Origin of the sequence: Streptomyces olindensis (genome assembly GCF_040645895.1) — a bacterium.
Classification (GTDB): Bacteria; Actinomycetota; Actinomycetes; order Streptomycetales; family Streptomycetaceae; genus Streptomyces; species Streptomyces olindensis.
Genome location: NZ_JBEYZD010000113.1, coordinates 1 through 17,203 on the forward strand (window position 1 = coordinate 1; position 17,203 = coordinate 17,203).

At 70.1% G+C, this 17,203-nt stretch carries 11 protein-coding genes; 6 read left to right on the forward strand and 5 right to left on the reverse strand.

The genetic code is table 11. The features are described 5' to 3' along the window. Window positions 1-117: 117 nt before the first annotated feature. The 4 genes from ABZ948_RS38710 to metH form a co-directional block, all read right to left on the reverse strand. Window positions 118-1,701, reverse strand: coding sequence for an ABC transporter substrate-binding protein (locus tag ABZ948_RS38710; RefSeq protein ID WP_359767799.1), 1,584 nt, complete (start codon window positions 1,699-1,701; stop codon window positions 118-120). 108 nt (window positions 1,702-1,809) lie between these two features. Beyond that, window positions 1,810-3,414, reverse strand: a complete 1,605-nt coding sequence (locus tag ABZ948_RS38715) for an ABC transporter substrate-binding protein (protein WP_359767801.1) — start codon at window positions 3,412-3,414, stop codon at window positions 1,810-1,812. Between the two features lie 408 nt (window positions 3,415-3,822). Continuing rightward, window positions 3,823-4,524, reverse strand: coding sequence for an HAD family hydrolase (locus tag ABZ948_RS38720; RefSeq protein ID WP_359767803.1), 702 nt, complete (start codon window positions 4,522-4,524; stop codon window positions 3,823-3,825). Window positions 4,525-4,694: 170 nt separating this feature from the next. Then, window positions 4,695-8,210, reverse strand: a complete 3,516-nt coding sequence (metH, locus tag ABZ948_RS38725) for a methionine synthase (protein WP_359767805.1) — start codon at window positions 8,208-8,210, stop codon at window positions 4,695-4,697. A gap of 455 nt (window positions 8,211-8,665) precedes the next feature. On the opposite strand from metH, the gene ABZ948_RS38730 reads away from it, so the two are divergent. From ABZ948_RS38730 to ABZ948_RS38755, 6 genes are all read left to right on the forward strand, one after another. Then, window positions 8,666-9,430, forward strand: a complete 765-nt coding sequence (locus tag ABZ948_RS38730) for an IclR family transcriptional regulator (RefSeq protein WP_359767807.1) — start codon at window positions 8,666-8,668, stop codon at window positions 9,428-9,430. Window positions 9,431-9,694: 264 nt separating this feature from the next. Continuing rightward, window positions 9,695-10,489: an MIP/aquaporin family protein gene (locus ABZ948_RS38735; RefSeq protein ID WP_359767809.1), complete on the forward strand. Its 795-nt coding sequence runs from the start codon at window positions 9,695-9,697 to the stop codon at window positions 10,487-10,489. Between the two features lie 85 nt (window positions 10,490-10,574). Then, a complete protein-coding gene (gene glpK / locus ABZ948_RS38740; RefSeq protein ID WP_359767811.1) occupies window positions 10,575-12,113 on the forward strand; it encodes a glycerol kinase GlpK in 1,539 nt (512 codons plus the stop codon). 8 nt (window positions 12,114-12,121) lie between these two features. Continuing rightward, entirely contained in the window at window positions 12,122-13,738 is a 1,617-nt protein-coding gene (locus tag ABZ948_RS38745; protein WP_359767813.1) for a glycerol-3-phosphate dehydrogenase/oxidase, read from the forward strand. A gap of 126 nt (window positions 13,739-13,864) precedes the next feature. Then, window positions 13,865-14,536: a FadR/GntR family transcriptional regulator gene (locus tag ABZ948_RS38750; RefSeq protein ID WP_359767815.1), complete on the forward strand. Its 672-nt coding sequence runs from the start codon at window positions 13,865-13,867 to the stop codon at window positions 14,534-14,536. Window positions 14,537-14,694: 158 nt separating this feature from the next. Further along, window positions 14,695-15,678, forward strand: a complete 984-nt coding sequence (locus ABZ948_RS38755) for a PAC2 family protein (protein WP_359767817.1) — start codon at window positions 14,695-14,697, stop codon at window positions 15,676-15,678. A gap of 75 nt (window positions 15,679-15,753) precedes the next feature. On the opposite strand, the gene mshC is transcribed toward ABZ948_RS38755, so the two are convergent. Then, complete coding sequence (mshC, locus tag ABZ948_RS38760) at window positions 15,754-16,983, reverse strand: cysteine--1-D-myo-inosityl 2-amino-2-deoxy-alpha-D-glucopyranoside ligase (protein WP_359767819.1); 1,230 nt, start codon at window positions 16,981-16,983, stop codon at window positions 15,754-15,756. Window positions 16,984-17,203: the final 220 nt, after the last annotated feature.

Here is a 17,203-nt window from a genome sequence, read left to right on the forward strand (position 1 = left end):
GCGACCGGGAGATCGCCGCCCGGCCCAAGAAGTTCATCATGGACATGTTCCCGTACCCCTCCGGAGCGGGCCTGCACCCTGCCGACAGACAGGGAGCGGCCTCTTCACAGGCGGGCGTCAGGCGTCCTTGCTCAGCTCCCAGAAGCGGAACACGGTCGACGCGTCGAGGCAGTACTCCAGGCCGTAGACGCCGTCGCGGACAACCGCGTACTGCTTGGCCTGCCACACCGGCAGGACGGGCAGTTCGTCGGCGACGATGTCCTGCAGCTCCCCGAACTCCTTGTCCGTGGCGGCCCGGTTGGTCAGGGCCGCGGTGCGCGGGATGAGCGAGCCGGTGATGGTGCTGTTGTCGTAGTTGTTGTTCAGCACGTTGCCCTTGCCGAAGAAGGGGGCCGTGAAGTTGTCGGCGTCCGGGTAGTCGGGCACCCAGCCCTTGACGTAGACGCCGTACTTGCCGGCCGCGATGTCCTTCTCGTACTGGCCGAAGGCGACGGACTTGACGTCGGCGTCGAACAGGCCGCTGGCGTTGAGCTGGCCGGCGATGGCGTTCAGCTCCTGGTCGGTGGCGGGGCCGTAGCGGGACGGCGTCGACCAGAGGGTCAGCTTCACCTTGCCGTTGATGCCGTCGGCGCGCAGCGCGGCCTCGGCCTTGGACTTGGACGGGCGGGCGCCGTAGGTGTCGAAGAAGGCAGTGTTGTGGCCCGCGATACCGGCCGGGATGATCGAGTACAGCGGTGTCGCGGTGCCCTGGTAGACGTCCCTGATGAGGGCTTCGCGGTCCAGCAGGTGGGCGATGGCCTTGCGTACGCCGAGCTTTCCGGCGACCGGATCGTCCATGTTGAACACCAGGTGCTGGACCTCGGCGCTGCTTCCCTCGACGACCTCGACACCGGAGCCGTTGTCGGCCTTCTCGGTGTCGGCGATGTCACTCGCGGTGAGGCCGCGGTAGGCGACGTCGATCTCCTCGTTCTGGATCGCCTGCTTCAGGGCGGTCTGGTCGCCGTCGAAGAACTTCAGCGTCACGCCGGAGTTGTTCACCTTGGCGGTGCCCTTGTAGTTCTCGTTGACGGAGAAGACGGCCTGGTCGTCGTCGAACGAGTCGAGCTTGTAGGGGCCGGAGCCGACGGCCTGCCGGTCCGTGCGCAGCTTGTCCGCGTCGTACTCGTTGTGGTTGACGATGGAGCCGGCGCCGGAGGCGATCTTGCTCGGGAAGGTGGCGTCGGACGTGTTGAGGTGGAAGACGACCGTCGACTCGTCGGGCGTCTCGACCTCGTCCAGCGTGGGGAACATGATCGCGGGCCCGTCGGGGTCGTTGATCTTCAGCATCCGGTCGAAGGAGAACTTGACGTCCTCGGAGGTGAGTTCGTCACCGTTGCTGAACTTCAGACCGTCCTTCAGCGTGCACCGGTAGACCGAGCTCTGCGTGTCCGTGAAGGCGCAGCTCTCGGCGGCCTCGGGCTGCGGTTCCGTGGCGCCCTTGGGGAAGCTGAGCAGCGACTGGAAGACGTTGTTGAACAACAGCCAGGAGCCGGGGTCGTAGCCGGAGGCGGGGTCCGTGGCCAGGACGTCGTCGGACATCCCCACCACCACGTTGGAGCCCTCCCCCGCGGAGTCTCCGGTCTCCGTGCCACAGCCGGTGAGCAGGCCGGAGGCGAGCCCCGCCACGATGGGCAGGACCGGCCACTGGTTGCGTATGTTCACGTGTGTGCCTTGTCGTCGGTTCTCGAGAACACCCGGAGCATGTCCCCGGCTCCGGGGCACGGCTCCCCGGGGGCCGCGGTCACAGGCCCCGGGGTTCCATTGGGTCCGTCAGCCACTCACGCCCCGCCCGAGCTCCCAGAGCTGGAGCGTCGAGGAGGAGTTGAGGGCGTAGGCGGTACCCGTGATGTCGTCGCGCGCGGCGACGTACTGCTTGCCCTGCCACAGCGGCAGCACCGGCACGTCACTGGCGACGATGTCCTGAATGTCCGTCAGGCTGCCGGAGGCGGACAGCCGGTCCGCCTCTCGGCGGGACTCCGGGATCAGGGTGTTGCGGATCCGGCTGTTGTCGTACGGCGAGCCGAGGGTGTTGTCCGCGTCGAGGAACGGCGCGAGGAAGTTGTCCGCGTCCGGGAAGTCCGGGAACCAGCCCATGCCGTAGACGTCGTACTCGCCCTTCTTCTCGGCCGGGCGGAAGGTGTCCCAGGGCGTGCCCTTGATGCCGACCTCGAACAGGCCGCTGGAGTTCAGCTGGTCGCGCAGGACCTCGAACTCCTTCTTGGTGGCCGGTCCGTAGTGGTCGGTGGTGTAGTGCAGCGTCAGCTTCACCGGGGTGGTGATGTTCGCCTGGTTCAGCAGGGAGCGGGCCTTGGTGACGTTGGGGTCGCCGTACTTGTTGAAGAACGAGTTGGAGTGGCCGGTGACGGTGGCCGGGACCAGCGAGTACAGCGGCTCGGCCTGGGAGCCGTAGACCTTGGAGACCAGCGCGCTGCGGTTGATGACCTGGGCCATCGCCTGGCGCACGGCCTTGGACTCGACGGTCGGGGCGTCGGTGTTGAAGCCCAGGTAGCGGATCTCCAGGCCGGGCATCTCGACGAGGTCGACGTCGGTGTCGGCGTCACCGGAGAGCTTGCGGATCTGGTCCGGCGACATGGTGCGGGTCATCAGGTCGATGTCGCCCTTCTCGAGCGCCTCGCCCATGGCGTCGGCGTCCTTGAAGGAGACCATGTCGATCTTGTCGTTGTTCACCTTCAGGCTCCCCTTGTAGTCGGGGTTGCGGGTGAACTCGGCCTTGACCAGCGCGCCGTTCTCGACGTCCGCCTTGAGGGTGTACGGGCCGGAGCCCTCCAGGTCGAAGCCGTCGCGCAGCTTGTCCTTCGGGTAGTCGTCGGGGTCGACGATGCCGGCGACCGGGGTCGACAGCTTGTACGGGAAGGTCGCGTCGGCCGTCTTGAGGTGGAAGATGACCTCGCGGTCGCCCTGCGTCTCGACGGTGTCGATGGTGGACAGCAGGGCGAAGACACCACTGTCGGCCTTGAGGGAACGGGCGCGGTCGATGGAGTACTTGACGTCGGCCGCGGTGACGGGGTCGCCGTTGGCGAACTTCAGTCCGTCGCGCAGGGTGCAGGCGTAGCGCTCGTTGCCGGTGTCCGTGAAGCCGCACCGCTCGGCGGCCTCCGGTACCGGCTCGCCCTCGCCGCGCGGCTGGATCATCAGGGTCTGCACGGTCTGGCGCAGGATGTTCCAGGTGCCGACGTCGTAGGCGTACGCCGGGTCGAGGGGCGCGGGGGCGTCCTTCGAGGCGGTGAACCGGTCCGTGGTGCCGACGACGATCGCGCCGCTGTCGCTGCTCCCGCTGTCGGACCCGCCGCAGGCGGCGAGCACCGGCGCGAGCAGGCCGATCACGGCCGGCAGCACCAAAGTCTTGCGGTTCATGCTCGAGTTTCTCCAGAGCTGTGTACTCCGTGTACCCGGCATGCAGGGGTGGCGCAGCGGATCACGGGGGTGGGGCGATGTTCTCGCGACGAGATTAGTCCGGACCGGCAGCAGGGTTCGCAGCCACCGGAGTTGAGCACCCATCACGCAGCGGAACCGGGCGTGGACAGACCGAAAACCCGACAGCGGAAGCTTTGGTGCAGCGTTCCATCAATCGGGACACAAGGGCACGCCGACGGCCTCCTGCGGGGGGTGTGCAGCACACGCCGGATCGGCTGTCGACCCCGGGTCGCGTGGGGAACGTCACACCCGTAAACGGGTTCGGCGCACGGGAATTCGGCAGTCCGGAGGGGGTCGAATTCACCTCCGGAATTACCGCTCTAACACCGCTGCACGCTGGGTGAACGGCTAGCGCATTTCCGTCATCAAGCCGTGCAGAAATGTCAGGTCGACCTGTTCCAGGGAGCTGACGACCGTCCGCCTCAGGGCCGGGGCGATGGGGGCCACGGAGGGCACCGCCACGACCCGGCAGCCCGCGGCCTCGGCCGCGGCGACGCCGGTGGCGGTGTCCTCGATGACGGCGCAGCGGACCGGGTCCACGCCGAGTCCGGCGGCGGCCGCCAGGTACGGGTCGGGGTGGGGCTTGGTGCGCGGCACCTCGTCGCCCGCCACGGTGAGGCGGAAGTGGTGCGCGCCGAGCGAGGTCAGCACCCGGTCGATGATGCGCCGGTGCGAGGCGGAGACGAGGGCTGTGGGGATCTCGTACTCGTACAGTTCGGCCAGCAGCCGGCCGGCGCCCGGCATCAGCGGCAGGGCGCGGCCGATGCGGTCCTCGAAGCCGTCGTTGAGCAGGACCGTGAGCTCGTCGAGGGTGATGTCGGCGCCGGTGGCCTCGATCAGGAACCCCGCGCTGCGGGTCATGGGGCCGCCGACCACGACATGGCGCCAGGACTCGTCGAGCGTGTGGCCGAGGGAGGCGAAGACCTCGACCTCGACGTCCCACCAGAAGCCCTCCGTGTCCACCAGGGTGCCGTCCATGTCGAGGAGCACGGCCTGGAGGGCCGACCCTTCGGCCGTCCGGGTACCGAGCGCGGGGACCGTACTGGTCATCCACCTACCTCCTTGAGGGACGATCAGGCCGGTTCCCACGGGGGAACCGGCCTGCAGTGGACCTGCCAGTCTACGTCGTGCGCGGCGGAAGTGCCTCGTTTAACCCGTGTGCCCCGGGGCACACGGACCGCACGCCGGGGGGCGGTGCGGTGTGTGCCCGAGGGGCGGGCTCAGCGGGCGTTGAAGTACTTGGCCTCCGGGTGGTGGATCACGATGGCGTCCGTGGACTGCTCGGGGTGCAGCTGGAACTCCTCCGAGAGGTGGACGCCGATGCGCTCCGGCTGGAGCAGGTCGGCGATCTTGGCGCGGTCCTCCAGGTTGGGACAGGCGCCGTAGCCGAGGCTGAAGCGGGCGCCCCGGTACTTCAGCTCGAACATGCCCTGCATCTCGTCCGGGTCCTCGCCGGCGAAGCCCAGTTCGGAACGCACGCGCGCGTGCCAGTACTCGGCGAGCGCCTCGGCCAACTGCACGGACAGGCCGTGCAGTTCGAGGTAGTCCCGGTAGGCGTTGGCCTCGAAGAGGCGCGCGGTCTCCTCGCCGATGCGGGAGCCGACGGTGACGACCTGCAGGCCCACGACGTCCGTCTCGCCGGAGTCCTCCGGCCGGAAGAAGTCGGCCAGGCACAGGCGGCGGCCCCGGCGCTGGCGCGGGAAGGTGAAGCGGGTGCGCTCGTTGCCCTGCTCGTCCAGGAGGATCAGGTCGTCGTCCTTGGACACGCACGGGAAGTAGCCGTAGACCACGGCCGCCTCCAGCAGGTTCTCCGTCTGCAGCCGGTCCAGCAGCCCGCGCAGCCGGGGGCGGCCCTCGCTCTCGACGAGTTCCTCGTAGGAGGGGCCCTCGCCGGTGCGGGCCTGCTTCAGGCCCCACTGGCCCTTGAACAGGGCGCCCTCGTCGAGCCAGCTCGCGTACTCCTTGAGCTGGACGCCCTTGATCACGCGGGTGCCCCAGAAGGGCGGCTCGGGGACCGGGTTGTCGGTGGCGACGTCGGAGCGGACGTGCCCCTCCTCGGGGCGCTCCTCCACGGCGGCCGGGGCGGCGGCCCTGACCCGGCGCTGCTTCAGCTCGGGCAGCTTCGCGCCCGGCACGCCCCGCTTCACGCCGATGAGGGCGTCCATGAGGCGCAGGCCCTCGAAGGCGTCGCGGGCGTAGCGGACCTCGCCCTCGTAGAGCTCGTGCAGGTCCTGCTCGACGTAGGCGCGGGTGAGGGCGGCACCGCCGAGGATGACCGGGTACTTCGCCGCCAGGTCGCGCTGGTTCAGCTCCTCCAGGTTCTCCTTCATGATCACGGTGGACTTGACCAGGAGACCGGACATGCCGATGACGTCGGCCCTGTGCTCCTCGGCGGCGTCCAGGATCGCGGAGACCGGCTGCTTGATGCCGAGGTTGACGACGTTGTAGCCGTTGTTGGTCAGGATGATGTCGACGAGGTTCTTGCCGATGTCGTGCACGTCGCCGCGCACGGTGGCGAGGACGATGGTGCCCTTGCCGCCCTCGTCGGTCTTCTCCATGTGCGGTTCGAGGTGGGCGACGGCGGCCTTCATCACCTCGGCGGACTGCAGGACGAACGGCAGCTGCATCTGGCCGGAGCCGAACAGCTCGCCGACGACCTTCATGCCCTCCAGCAGGGTCTCGTTGACGATGTCGAGCGCGGGCCGCTCCTGGAGGGCCTCGTCCAGGTCCGCTTCCAGGCCGTTGCGCTCGCCGTCGATGATGCGGCGCTGCAGGCGCTCGTCCAGCGGCAGGGCGGCCAGTTCCTCGGCCTTGCCGGCCTTGAGGGACTTGGCGGTGGCGCCCTCGAAGAGCTGCATGAGCTTCTGCAGCGGGTCGTAGCCCTCGGCGCGGCGGTCGTAGATGAGGTCCAGGGCGGTCTGGACCTCCTCCTCGCTGAAGCGGGCGATCGGCAGGATCTTCGACGCGTGCACGATCGCCGAGTCCAGGCCCGCCTTGACGCACTCGTCGAGGAAGACGGAGTTCAGCAGGATGCGGGCGGCCGGGTTGAGGCCGAAGGAGATGTTGGACAGGCCGAGGGTGGTCTGCACCTTCGGGTGGCGCCGCTTCAGCTCGCGGATGCCCTCGATGGTGGCGATGCCGTCCTTGCGGGACTCCTCCTGGCCGGTGCAGATGGTGAAGGTCAGGCAGTCGACGAGGATGTCCTCCTCGTGGATGCCCCAGTTGCCGGTGAGGTCGTCGATGAGCCGTTCGGCGATCTCGACCTTCTTCTCGGCGGTGCGGGCCTGGCCCTCCTCGTCGATGGTGAGCGCGATGAGGGCGGCGCCGTGCTCCTTGGCGAGCTGCGTGACCTTGGCGAAGCGGGACTCGGGGCCGTCGCCGTCCTCGTAGTTCACCGAGTTGATCACCGCGCGGCCGCCGAGCTTCTCCAGCCCGGCCCGGATGACGTCGACCTCGGTGGAATCCAGCACGATCGGCAGCGTGGAGGCGGTGGCGAAGCGGCCGGCCAGCTCCTCCATGTCGGCGACGCCGTCCCGGCCGACGTAGTCCACGCACAGGTCGAGCATGTGCGCGCCCTCGCGGATCTGCTCGCGGGCCATCTCGACACAGTCGTCCCAGCGGCCGTCGAGCATGGCCTCGCGGAACTTCTTCGAGCCGTTGGCGTTGGTGCGCTCGCCGATGGCCAGGTACGACGTGTCCTGCCGGAACGGCACGCTCTGGTAGAGGGAGGCCGCGCCCGGCTCGGGCTGCGGGGCGCGCTCGGTCGGGGTGACGTCCCGGACGCGCTCCACCAGCTGCCGCAGGTGCTCCGGCGTGGTGCCGCAGCAGCCGCCGACCAGGGACAGGCCGTAGTCCCGGACGAAGTTCTGCTGGGCGTCGGCCAGGCCCTCGGGGTCGAGCGGGAAGTGCGCGCCGTCCTTGGTGAGAATCGGCAGGCCGGCGTTCGGCATGCAGAGCAGCGGGATGCGCGAGTGGCGCGTGAGGTAGCGCAGGTGCTCGCTCATCTCGGCCGGGCCGGTGGAGCAGTTCAGGCCGATCATGTCGATGCCGAGGGGCTCCAGGGCGGTCAGGGCCGCGCCGATCTCGGAGCCGAGCAGCATGGTGCCGGTGGTCTCGAAGGCCATCGAGCACAGCAGGGGCACCTCGACGCCGGTGGCCTCCATGGCCCGGCGGGCGCCCAGGACGGACGCCTTGGTCTGGAGCAGGTCCTGGGTGGTCTCCACGATCAGCGCGTCGGCGCCGCCGGCGAGCAGGCCCTCGGCGTTGGCCTGGTAGCCGTCGCGGATCGCGCCGTAGGTGATGTGGCCGAGCGTGGGCAGCTTGGTGCCGGGGCCGACCGAGCCCAGGACCCAGCGGGGGCGGCCGTCGCCGGCGGCGTACTCGTCGGCCACCTCGCGGGCGATGCGGGCGCCGGCCTCGGACAGCTCGTGGATCCGGTCGGCGATCTCGTACTCGGCCATGGCCGAGTGGTTGGCGCCGAAGGTGTTGGTCTCGACGCAGTCGACGCCGACCGCGAAGTACGCGTCGTGGACGGAGCGGACGATGTCCGGCCGGGTCACGTTGAGGATCTCGTTGCAGCCCTCGAGATTCTCGAAGTCCTCGAGCGTGGGGTCCTGCGCCTGGAGCATGGTGCCCATGGCTCCGTCGGCCACGACCACACGGGTGGCCAGGGCCTCTCGGAGGGCGGACACGCGGGTCCGGCTGTCTGTGGAAGGGGTCAGCGGCAACGAGGCCATGTAAAGGGCTCCCTCGGATGCGACGGCTGTCGGCTATGCGGCTTCCCGGACATCCGGAGGGCATCCGGGGGTGAGGCGCACGGCGCCAGCCTAACCGGGAGTCGGCCCGGATGGGCAGCGCGTCCACGGGGCGGACGCCGAGAGCGGCGGGACGGCCACTGTGAGATGTGTTGAACACCCGGCTGTGCGACCCATCAGCCTCCGTCCGTGCGCCTCATGAGCACCCGGCCGTGCGGCCCATGGGCACCCATCTGCGCGACCCATGGGCATCCGCCGGTGCGACCATGAGCACCCGTCTTCACGCCCCATGAGCATCCGTCGGTGCATCGATGCCGCAACATGTGGCGACCCGCCATTAGCGAGAGGTCGGCATCGACCGGTAGTGTTCGACATTGCCGAACGAGGGCTGCGGGCCCCACCTGTCGGCGGTCGAAGGGGACGGAGGCAGTACGGCGATGGCACGGAACATCCAGTCGCTCGAACGGGCGGCCGCGATGCTGCGGCTCCTCGCGGGCGGCGAGCGGCGGCTCGGCCTGTCGGACATCGCCTCGTCGCTGGGCCTGGCCAAGGGCACCGCCCACGGCATCCTGCGCACCCTCCAGCAGGAGGGCTTCGTGGAGCAGGACGACGCCTCCGGGCGCTACCAGCTGGGCGCGGAGCTGCTGCGCCTGGGCACCACCTACCTCGACGTCCACGAGCTGCGGGCACGCGCCCTGGTGTGGACCGACGACCTGGCCCGCTCCAGCGGCGAGAGCGTCTACCTGGGCGTCCTGCACCAGCAGGGCGTGCTGATCGTGCACCACGTCTTCCGGCCGGACGACAGCCGGCAGGTGCTGGAGATCGGCGCCATGCAGCCGCTGCACTCCACGGCCCTGGGCAAGGTGCTGTCGGCCTACGACCCGGTGGCGCACAGCGAGGCCCTGGAGGCCGACCGCAAGGCCTTCACGGACCGGACGGTGTGCGAGCCGGAGGACTTCGAGCACATCCTCGACGTCACCCGCGCGCGCGGGTACGCGGCGGACGTGGAGGAGACCTGGGAGGGCGTCGCCTCCCTCGCGGCCCCCATCCACGACCGGCGGCGCATGCCGGTCGGCTCGGTCGGCATCACGGGCGCCGTGGAGCGGCTGTGCCGCGACGGGGAGCTGCGCCCCGAGCTGATCGCGGCGGTCCGGGACTGCGCCCGCGCGGTCTCGCGGGACCTGGGCGCCGGGCGGTTCTGACGGAACAGGACGGGACCGGGGCGCCGCACGGCGTCCCGGTCCTCGGCATGCCCGGGCTCACCTGCGGCAAAGATCCTTGGGACCGCGGCGATCAGTAACGATCGTGTTTTCGACAACACAGCCCTTGACGTGCTCGTAACGCCGAAGCAAGACTCCCGTCCATCGGTCGACATTGTCGAACAGCTACCGGCAATACGCGCTAGAGTGTGACAACGCCAGGCCGGTATCGCACTTCCCCCTGGACGAAGGACAAAGGAGTCGCGGGTGTCCAGCTCCGACATCTTCATCGGCGAGACCATCGGTACCGCCATACTCATCCTGCTCGGCGGCGGAGTCTGCGCCGCCGTGACGCTCAAGGCTTCCAAGGCCCGCAACGCCGGCTGGCTCGCCATCACCTTCGGGTGGGGCTTCGCGGTGCTCACGGCGGTCTACACGACGGCGCCGCTGTCCGGCGCCCATCTGAACCCGGCCGTCACGCTCGCTCTCGCGATCAAGGACGGCGACTGGAGCAACGTCCCGGTCTACTGGGCCGGCCAGCTCCTCGGCGCCATGATCGGTGCCGCCCTGGTCTGGATCGCCTACTACGGCCAGTTCCACGCCCACCTCACCGACCGCGAGATCGTCGGCGGTCCGGGGGCACAGGACACGGCGGCCAAGGCCGTCGAGGCCCAGGAGACGGGCGCCGGCCCCGTGCTGGGCGTCTTCTCCACCGGCCCCGAGGTCCGGGTCGCCTGGCAGAACGTCGCCACGGAGATCATCGGCACGATCGTGCTGGTGCTGGCCGTGCTCACCCAGGGCCTGAACGACAAGGGCAACGGCCTGGGCCCCCTCGGGGCCCTGATCACCGCCCTCGTGGTGGTCTCCATCGGCCTCTCCCTCGGCGGCCCGACGGGGTACGCGATCAACCCGGCCCGTGACCTCGGTCCGCGTATCGTGCACGCCCTGCTGCCGCTGCCCAACAAGGGTGGCTCCGACTGGGGCTACGCCTGGGTCCCCGTGGTGGGTCCGCTGATCGGCGGCGCCATCGCGGCAGGCATCTACAACGTCGCTTTCGCTTAGGAACCCTTCTTTCGCGCTCGTCGCGAAACTTCCAGCACGCGCCGTACGTAAAGCCCCATAAACCCGGAATTACCAGGAGCACACAGTGACCGACGCGCACACCGCCGGCCCCTTCATCGCCGCCATCGACCAGGGCACCACCTCCAGCCGCTGCATCGTCTTCGACCGGGACGGCCGGATCGTCTCCGTCGACCAGAAGGAGCACGAGCAGATCTTCCCCAAGCCGGGCTGGGTCGAGCACAACGCCACCGAGATCTGGACGAACGTCCAGGAGGTCGTCGCCGGGGCCATCGAGAAGGCCGGCATCACCCGTGACGACATCAAGGCCATCGGCATCACCAACCAGCGCGAGACGACCGTGCTGTGGGACAGGAACACCGGTGAGCCCGTCCACAACGCCATCGTCTGGCAGGACACCCGCACCGACGCCCTCTGCCGCGAGCTCGGCCGCAACGTCGGCCAGGACCGCTTCCGCCGCGAGACCGGCCTTCCCCTCGCCTCCTACTTCGCCGGTCCGAAGGCCCGCTGGCTGCTCGACAACGTCGACGGGCTGAAGGAGCGCGCCGAGGCGGGCGACATCCTCTTCGGCACCATGGACACCTGGGTCATCTGGAACCTGACCGGCGGTGTCGACGGCGGCGAGCACGTCACGGACGTGACGAACGCCTCCCGCACGATGCTCATGAACCTCCACACCATGGAGTGGGACGACAAGATCTGCGAGTCGATCGGCGTCCCGAAGCAGGTGCTGCCGGAGATCCGCTCCTCCGCCGAGGTCTACGGCGAGATCAAGGGCGGCAAGCTGGGCGACCTGCTCGGCGGCATCCCGGTCGCCTCCGCGCTCGGCGACCAGCAGGCGGCCCTGTTCGGCCAGACCTGCTTCTCCGAGGGCGAGACCAAGTCGACCTACGGCACCGGCACCTTCATGGTGATGAACACCGGTGACAAGATCATCAACTCCTACAGCGGCCTGCTGACCACCGTCGGCTACAAGATCGGCGACCAGGACACGGTCTACGCCCTGGAGGGCTCGATCGCCGTCACCGGCTCACTGGTGCAGTGGATGCGCGACCAGATGGGCCTGATCTCCACCGCCGCCGAGATCGAGACGCTCGCGCTCTCCGTCGAGGACAACGGCGGCGCCTACTTCGTGCCGGCCTTCTCCGGCCTGTTCGCCCCGTACTGGCGCTCCGACGCCCGCGGCGTGATCGCCGGTCTGACCCGGTACGTCACCAAGGCGCACCTGGCCCGTGCCGTCCTGGAGGCGACCGCCTGGCAGACGCGGGAGATCGCCGACGCCATGACGAAGGACTCCGGTGTCGAGCTGGCCGCCCTCAAGGTCGACGGCGGCATGACCTCCAACAACCTGCTGATGCAGACCCTCGCCGACTTCGTCGACGCCCCCGTGGTGCGCCCGATGGTCGCCGAGACCACCTGCCTCGGCGCCGCCTACGCCGCCGGCCTCGCCGTCGGCTTCTGGAACAGCACCGACGACCTGCGCGCCAACTGGCGCCGGGCCGCCGAGTGGACCCCCCGCATGGACGCGGACACCCGCGCCCGTGAGTACAAGAACTGGCTCAAGGCCGTCGAGCGGACCATGGGCTGGCTCGAGGACGAGGAGTAAGAAACCGCATGACCAGTCAGTCCACCCTGCAGTCCGTGCCTGCCCTGGGAACGCACCCGGCCTCCGGCTCGAACCCGAGCCGAGCCGAGACCAGGGAGCAGCTCGCCAAGGCGTCGTACGACCTTCTCGTGATCGGCGGCGGCATCCTGGGCATCTCCACCGCCTGGCACGCCGCGCAGTCCGGCCTCAGGGTGGCTCTGGTCGACGCCGGCGACTTCGCCGGTGCCACCTCCTCCGCCTCCTCCAAGCTGCTCCACGGCGGCCTGCGCTACCTGCAGACCGGCGCCGTGAAGCTGGTGGCGGAGAACCACTTCGAGCGCCGTGCGGTCTCCCGCCAGGTGGCCCCCCACCTGGCGAACCCGCTCACGTTCTACCTCCCCGTGTACAAGGGCGGGCCGCACGGCGCGGCGAAGCTCGGGGCGGGCGTCTTCGCCTACTCCGCGCTCTCCGCGTTCGGTGACGGCGTCGGACACCTGCTGTCGCCGGCCAAGGCCGCGCAGGACGTGCCCGAGCTGCGCACCGAGAACCTCAAGGCCGTGGCCGTGTACGGCGACGACCAGATGAACGACGCCCGCATGGCGCTGATGACGGTCCGCGCGGCCGTCGAGGCCGGGGCGGTCGTCCTCAACCACGCCGAGGTCACCGGCCTGCGCTTCACCCAGGGCCGGGTCACCGGCGCCGAGCTGAAGGACCGCCTGTCCGGCGACGAGTTCGGCGTCAACGCCCGGCTGGTGCTGAACGCGACCGGTCCCTGGGTCGACCACCTGCGCAGGATGGAGAACCCGAACGCGGCGCCCTCCATCCGCCTGTCGAAGGGCGCGCACCTGGTCCTGAAGCGCACCTCCCCCTGGAAGGCCGCGCTCGCCACCCCGATCGACAAGTACCGCATCACCTTCGCCCTCCCCTGGGAGGACATGCTGCTCCTCGGCACGACCGACGAGGTGTTCGAGGGCGACCCGGCGGACGTCTCGGTCACCGAGCAGGACATAACCCAGATCCTGGACGAGGCCGCCTTCTCGGTCCGCGACCAGCAGCTCAGCCGTGACCTCATCACGTACTCCTTCGCCGGCCTGCGGGTGCTGCCCGGCGGCCCCGGCGACACGGCCAAGGCCAAGCGCGAGACGGTCGTCACCGAGGGCAGGGGCGGCATGCTGTCCGTCGCGGGCGGCAAGTGGACGACCTTCCGCCACATCGGCCGGACGATCATGAAGAAGCTGGAGGCGCTGCCCGGCCACCCGCTCGGCGACGACTTCGAGCCGATCAGCTCGCTGCCGAAGAAGCTGCCGCTGCCCGGCATCGCCAACCCGCGCGCGGTCGCCCACCGGCTGCTGACCGACCGCCCGGCCCCCGGCCCGCGCATGGCGGCCGACACGGCCCGGCACCTGGCCACGCACTACGGCTCGCTGGCCTTCGACATCGCCCGCCTGGCCAACGACAACCCTGAACTCGCCGAGCGCGTCCACCCCGACGCCCCGGAGATCTGGGCGCAGGTCGTCTGGGCCCGGGACCACGAGTGGGCCGAGACGCAGGACGACGTGCTGCGCCGCCGGACGACGCTGACGATCCGCGGGCTGGCCACGGACGACGTCCGGACCAAGGTCCAGGACCTGCTCGACAAGAAGTAGGGACGCACTCGGGGAACCGCGTGCGGGAAGGGACGGCTCCACGCCGACGGAGCCGTCCCTTCCGCGTACCCGGCCCCGCATAATGACCTGATACGTCGGAGGTCTTAAGCGACAGGGAGGCCGCCCATGGCAGTCACCGACGAGGCGATCGAGAAGATCAAGGACATGATCGTCTCCGGCGCGCTGCGGCCGGGCGACCGGCTGCCCAAGGAGAGCGAACTCGCCGCCGACCTCGGGCTGTCCCGCAACTCCCTGCGGGAGGCCGTCCGCGCGCTCTCCCTCATCCGGATCCTGGACGTCCGGCAGGGCGACGGCACGTACGTCACCAGCCTCGATCCCCAACTGCTGCTGGAGGCGCTGAGCTTCGTCGTCGACTTCCACCGCGACGACACGGTCCTGGAGTTCCTGGCCGTGCGCCGCATCCTGGAACCGGCCGCCACGGCGATGGCGGCGCTGCGGATCAGCGAGCAGCAGCTCGACGCGCTCACGGCCCAGCTGGACCGGCTCGGCGAGGACCCGTCCGTGGAGGACCTGGTCGCCTGCGACCTGGAGTTCCACCGGGGCATCGTGCAGAGCTCGGGCAACTCCGTGCTGTGCTCGCTGCTCGACGGCCTGTCGGGCCCCACCACCCGGGCCCGGATCTGGCGCGGTCTCACCCAGGAGGACGCCGTGGGCCGCACCCTGCGCGAGCACCGGGCGATCCTCGCCGCCCTGCGCGACCGGGACGCCGAGGCGGCGCGCTCCTGGGCGACGGTGCACATCGCGAGCGTGGAGCAGTGGCTGCGCTCCACCCTGTGACCAGGGCCTCACGGACAGCTCGGATGACTCCGGGGTGTTCAGGGGTGGATCACGGGGCAGTCATGGGGTCACTCCCCCTGCAAGGGGGCTGCGGACGCCCCCTTGGCACGCCGTAAGGTTGGGTGGTCAAGCGAGGGCACGTCGGAAGGAGGCACTGGGTGATCGAGCTCGAGGGGGTTCCCGAGCTGATCGACCCGGTCATGGTGGCCGCGTTCGAGGGCTGGAACGATGCCGGCGACGCCGCCTCCACCGCGGTCGCGCATCTGGACAGGGAATGGAAGGGCGAGGTGTTCGCGGCGCTCGACGCCGAGGACTACTACGACTTCCAGGTCAACCGCCCCACGGTGTTCATGGAAGCGGGCGTCCGCAAGATCACGTGGCCGACGACAAGGTTGTCGGTCGTCCGGGTGGGCGGCGAGAAGCCGCGTGATCTCGTCCTGGTCCGCGGTATCGAGCCGTCCATGCGATGGCGTTCGTTCTGCAACGAACTGCTCGCCTTCGCGCACGAACTGGGCGTGGAACTGGTGGTCGTCCTGGGCGCCCTGCTCGGTGACACCCCGCACACCCGTCCGGTGCCGATCAGCGGGACGACGTCCGACCCGGACCTGGCCCGCCGCATGGACCTGGAGGAGACCAAGTACGAGGGCCCCACGGGCATCGTCGGCGTCCTCCAGGAGGCGTGCACGCACGCGGGCGTGCCGGCCGTGTCGCTCTGGGCGGCGGTGCCGCACTACGTGTCGCAGCCGCCGAACCCGAAGGCCACACTGGCCCTGCTGAACCGCCTGGAGGACCTGATCGACGTGCGCATCCCGCTGGGCGAACTGCCCGAGGACGCGCGCGCCTGGCAGGTCGGCGTGGACCAGCTGGCCGCCGAGGACAGCGAGGTCGCCGAGTACGTCCAGTCGCTGGAGGAGGCCCGGGACACCGCGGAGCTGCCGGAGGCGTCGGGCGAGGCGATCGCCCGCGAGTTCGAGCGGTATCTGCGGCGCCGGGACGGGGGCGGACCGCCCGCTTCCGGCGGGCACGCGACGGCGGACGGCAGCGACAGCCAGTCGTACCTCCGGGACAACCCCAGCGGCCGGACACGACCGCCGAAGCCGCCCAAGCCGGGCACGGACGACGACGAGTCGTCGGAGGACTGAGCACCGACCACCGAGCGCTGAGGCAGCGAAAAGGGGCGTCTCCCGCACGGGAGACGCCCCTCAGCGCGTTCTCGGCTACAGCGCGACGCCCAGCAACGCGTCCACCGCGCGGGAGACCACGCCGGGTGCCGCCTCGTCCGTGCCGCCGCTCTCCTCCTGCCGTGCGGCCCAGCGGTCGACCGCGGCGAGCGCGGCCGGGGCGTCCAGGTCGTTCGCGAGAGCCTCGCGGATCTCCTCCACGAGCGCCTCCGCCGACGGGCCGTCGGGCCGGGACACGGCGGCGCGCCAGCGGCCGAGCCGTGCGACGGCGTCCTGGAGGACCTGGTCGGTGTACTCCCAGTCGGCGCGGTAGTGGTGGGCGAGCAGCGTGAGCCGGATGGCGGCCGGGTCGACGCCGTCGCGCCGGAGCTTGGAGACGAAGACCAGGTTCCCCTTGGACTTGGACATCTTCTCGCCGTCCAGAGCGACCATGCCGGCGTGCACGTACGCCTTGGCCATGGGGAACTCGCCCGTGAGGGCCTGGGCGTGCGAGGCGCCCATCTCGTGGTGCGGGAAGGCGAGGTCGGAGCCGCCGCCCTGGATGTCGAAGCCCATGCCGAGGTGGTCGAGGGCGATGGCCACGCACTCGATGTGCCAGCCGGGCCGTCCGCGCCCGAGCGAGCCGCCGTCCCAGCTGGGCTCGCCCTCCCGGGCCGCCATCCACAGCATCGGGTCGAGCGGGTTCTTCTTGCCCGGCCGGTCCGGGTCGCCGCCGCGCTCGGCGGACAGCAGCCGCATCGCCGCGGCGTCGAGGTGGGAGACCTTGCCGAAGTGCGGGTCGGATTCGACGGAGAAGTAGACGTCGCCGTCGAGTTCGTACGCGGCGCCCGCGTCCCTGAGGCGCTCGACGAGCGGGACGATCCCGGGTATCGCCTCGACGGCGCCGATGTACTGCCGCGGCGGCAGCATCCGCAGGGCCGTCATGTCCTCGCGGAAGAGGGCGGTCTCCTGCTCGGCGAGCGCGGCCCAGTCGAGGCCGTCGCGCTGGGCCCGCTCCAGGAGCGGGTCGTCGACGTCGGTGACGTTCTGGACGTAGTGAACCTGCCGCTTGGTGTCGAGCCACACGCGCTGCACGAGGTCGAACGCGTTGTAGGTCGCCGCGTGTCCCAGGTGCGTGGCGTCGTACGGGGTGATGCCACAGACGTAGATACGGGCGACGGGACCGGGGTCGAGGGTGACGAGGCCGCCGGTCGCGGTGTCGTGGATCCTCAGGTCGCGGCCCTGACCAGGCAGGGCGGGGACCTCGGAAGCGGGCCAGGCATGCATGCCATGAGCCTAACCGGACTGAAGTTCCATATACGAATGGGAGCGGGCCGGACGGCCGAGAAGGCCCTCTTGCGCAAGCCGGGCGACTGTGATGCCCAGGCCGCTAGGGGGTGTCCGCAAAGTCCCGTCGTTCGCCCGGAGGGCGGGCCCTGCGGCGTCATGGGGGTCCCCCCTGCTCGAGCGAAGCCGAGAGCTTGGGGGAGCGTGCTCTCGGCGTGCC